This is a genomic window from Paracoccus binzhouensis (genome assembly GCF_016446475.1).
GTDB classification, from domain to species: domain Bacteria; phylum Pseudomonadota; class Alphaproteobacteria; order Rhodobacterales; family Rhodobacteraceae; genus Paracoccus; species Paracoccus binzhouensis.
Genome location: NZ_JAEHFP010000199.1, coordinates 1 through 3714 on the forward strand (window position 1 = coordinate 1; position 3714 = coordinate 3714).

Annotated in this window: 1 protein-coding gene and 1 pseudogene; one reads left to right on the top strand and one right to left on the bottom strand. The window is 73.5% G+C overall.

The window, feature by feature from the left end:
- Positions 1 to 3251, top strand: a 3251-nt coding sequence (locus I9P22_RS23570) for a non-ribosomal peptide synthetase (RefSeq protein ID WP_199262609.1), incomplete at its 5' end; no start/stop codon positions are given.
- Here I9P22_RS23570 and I9P22_RS23575 read toward each other — a convergent pair.
- Positions 3152 to 3714, bottom strand: a pseudogene (locus I9P22_RS23575) (LLM class flavin-dependent oxidoreductase); the annotation flags it as partial. The gene I9P22_RS23570 and the pseudogene I9P22_RS23575 overlap by 100 nt on opposite strands.

The window sequence follows — 3714 nt, forward strand, 5'->3', positions numbered from 1 at the left end:
CGGGGCGGGACGCGCTGGCGCTGGCCGGCGCCGATTTCCTGCCGCCGCCGCCCGAGGCCCCGGCCGGGGCGGAACATGCCGGCCCCGGCCATCTGGAACGCATCGCGGCGCAGCTGTTCGACGGCGATCCCGACCGCACGGCCCTGATCTGCAACGGCCGCAGCACCAGCTACGGCGCGCTTGCCCTGCGGGTGCGGCGCGCCATGGCCGGGCTGGCCGCGCGCGGGCTCGCGCCGGGCAATGTGGTCGCGATCTGCCTGCCGCGCGGGCCCGAGCATCTGGTGCTGACCCTGGCCTGCGCGCTTTCGGGGCTGGTCTGGCTGCCCGTCGACGCCGCCTCGCCGCCCGAGCGGCGCGACTACCTGCTGCGCAATTCCGCGCCGCGGCTGGTCGTGGCCGCAACCGACCTGCCCGGCTGGCCCACGGCCTTGCCCCAGACGCTCGAAGCGCATGAGCCGGCCCCGATCCCGCAGGGGCTGGCGGCGCTGTCGCGCAGCGAGGCGGCGGCCTATTACCTTTACACCTCGGGCACCACCGGGCGGCCGAAATGCGTGGTGCTGAACAACCGCGCCACCGCGAACGTCATCGGCCATACACTGGACGCCTGGGGGATCGGGGCCGAGGACGCGGTGATCTCGGTCACGCCGCTGCATCACGACATGTCGGTCTTCGACCTGTTCGGCACCTTGGCCGCCGGCGCGCGGCTGGTCATGCCCGCGCCGGCCGAGGAAAAGGACGCCGTCGCCTGGAACCGGCTGGTGCGCGACCATGGCGTCACCGTCTGGTGTTCGGTCCCCGCCATCGTCGAGATGCTGCTGGCCTGCGCGCCGGATGACGGGCTGGCCTCGCTGCGGCTGGTGGCACAGGGCGGCGACTACATCAAGCCGGCGGTGATCGACCGGCTGCGCCGGCTGCGGCCCGGGCTGGCGCTGTGGTCGCTGGGCGGCCCGACCGAGACCACGATCTGGAGCATCTGGCACCGGATCGGCCCCGGGGACGACCGCGTCATCCCCTATGGCCGCGCCCTGCCCGGCAACCGCTACCTGCTGCTGAACCCGCAGGGCGAACCCTGCCCCGAGGGCGTGGCCGGCCGCATCCACACCAGCGGCGTGAACCTGGCGCTTGGCTATCTGCGCGACGGCGCGCTGGACCAGACCGACTTCACCGAGGTCGGGGGCATCCGCGCCTTTCGCAGCGGCGACCTGGGGCGGCTGCGCGGCGACGGCACCATCCTGTTCGACAGCCGGGTGAACGGCTATGTCAAGGTGCGCGGCGTGCGCATCTCGCTGGCCGATGTCGAGGCCGAGCTGGCCGCCCATCCCACCGTCGCGCAGGCGCTGGTCGTGGACCTGCCCGACGCACGGGGCGAAACGGTGCTGGCGGCGCTGGTCGCCGGCCGCGCCCTGCCCGAGCCGGCCGCGCTGCGCGCCTTCCTGCGAAAGCGGCTGCCGCAATCGCACCTGCCCGACCGCATCCTTGCGGTCCCGGCGCTGCCGCTTTCGGCCAATGGCAAGCCTGACCGCCGCCGCGCGCGCCAGATCGCGGGCGACGCGCCCCCTCCCCCCATCTCCGCCGCTCAGCCCGAGACGCCGGATGCCGGGCCCGCAGACGCGCTGACAGGCCTGATCCTCGCCGCCTTCCGCGAGGCGCTCGGCGCGCCCGGGATGGGGCCGGAGGACGATTTCTTCGACCATGGCGGGCATTCGCTGGTCGCGACCCGCATCATCGGCAAGCTGCAGGCCGAGCATGGCATCGCCCTGCGCTTCACCGACATCTTCCGCCATCCGACCGCCCTTGCGCTGGCCGGTGTCGCCACCCGCGGCGCCCCGGCCGCGCCGCCGGCCGAAGCCCCCGACACGCCGGACGAGCCCGCCGTGGCGCCGCTATCGCTGGCCCAGCAATCGCTGTGGAAGGCCTATGCCGCCTTCGGCCATGGCGGCATCTTCAACCTGCCTTTCGCCCTGCGTTTCCCGACGCCGGTGGACGAGACGGTCTTCGGCCTGGCCTTCGGCGACCTGCTTCGCCGCCATCCCGTCCTGCGCAGCCATTTCCGCGAGGAAGACGGCGCGCCGGTGCAAGAGGTCGTCCCGGTCGCGCGGCTGGGCGATTACCGCTGGTTCTGGACCAGCGCCGAGGCCGGCGCGGCCAGCCGCCGGACCGAGGCAGGCCATGTCTTCGACCTTGCCCGCGAATTGCCGCTGCGGCTGCGCTTCTTCCGCGAGGGGGACGCGCAGGTGCTGTCCATGCTGTTCCATCATATCGTGCTGGACGAATGGTCGCTGAACCTGCTGATGGACCAGCTGGACCATGCCTATCGCCAGCGGGCGGCGGGGCTGGCGCCGGAATGGCCCGACCGGCCGCCGGGCTTCCACCGCTTCGCCGCCGCGCAAAGGGCGGCGGGCACGGGCCGCGCGCATCTGGACTACTGGCTGGATCACCTGAGCGGCGCGCCGCGTGCCCGCCCGATCCTGGGCGATGCGCCGGGCGGGCAGGATCCGCAGGGCGGCTGGACCCGCATCGACCTGCCGGCCGCGGTGGCGCGCGGGCTTTACGCCACGGCGCGGCGCAACGCGGCCTCGCTTTTCGCGACGGCCTATGCGGCGATCGGCGCGGCGCTGGGGCGGCTGGGCGGCATCGACGACCTGGTGATCGGCACCTCGGCCTCGGGGCGCAACGATCCGGCCTGGTTCGACACGGTGGGCTATTTCACCACCATGACCGCGCATCGCCTGGCGCTGGGGCCGCAGGACACGCCCGCGGCGCTGATCGCGCAGGTCCGCGACCGCATCGCCCGTTCGCTGCCGCATTCCGAAATCCCGCTGGACCTGGTGGGCGAGGCGCTGACCGGCGATCCCGTCACCCGGCTGGATGAGATGTTCGAGGTCTTCATCCAGATCCACGCCCAGAACCGCATGAACGGCGCCATCGAGCTGATGGACGGCAGCCGGGTGGAATACCGGCAGATCGACCCCGACAAGGCGGAATCGCTGCTGGGCCTGCAATTCGAGATCGTCGAGGACGTGACGGCCGAGACCGCCGGCCTGCGCATCATGCTGAGCCATCGCGCCGACCGCTACGGCCCGGCCGAGATCCGCCGGATCACCGAAGCGGTCGAGGCGATGCTGGCCCGCTTCGCGCAGCCGCGCGACGATCAGCCGCTCGATGCCGGCCCTGATTCCGCCGGCCCTGCTGCCGGCCCCGATCCTCGCGGGGCAAGCCCCAGATGCGCGGCCAGCGTCTCGCCGGCATAGGCCTTGCGGAAGCGGCCGGCCTCGGCCAGCGCCGGGATCAGCTCGGACAGCAGCAGGTCCAGCGATTCCTCGCTGCCGCCCGGCAGGGCGATGAAGCCGTCCATGGCCCCAGCATCCGACCAGGCGGCGATCTCGGCCAAGGCCTCGGCCGGGGTGCCGACGAAGGTCCAGTGCCCGGAATTGGCCACCTCGGGGCGCAGCAGCAGCTCGCGCAGGGGCGGGCTTTCCCGGCGGATCAGCCGTTCCAGCAGCGCCGAATGGGTGCGGCTGCGCAGTGCCCCGTCTCCGGCCCGCAGGTCGGCGGCGGTCAGGGGGCGATCCTCGGGCCAGTCGGCCAGGTCGCGGCCGACCAGCGCGCCCAGCTTGGCACGCAGCGCGGCCGGGTCGCGGCGGGCCTGCGCCGCGCGGAACAGCTCTTGCGCCGCGCTCCGGCTGGGGGCCAGGTAGGCGTGGAAGCCCGGCA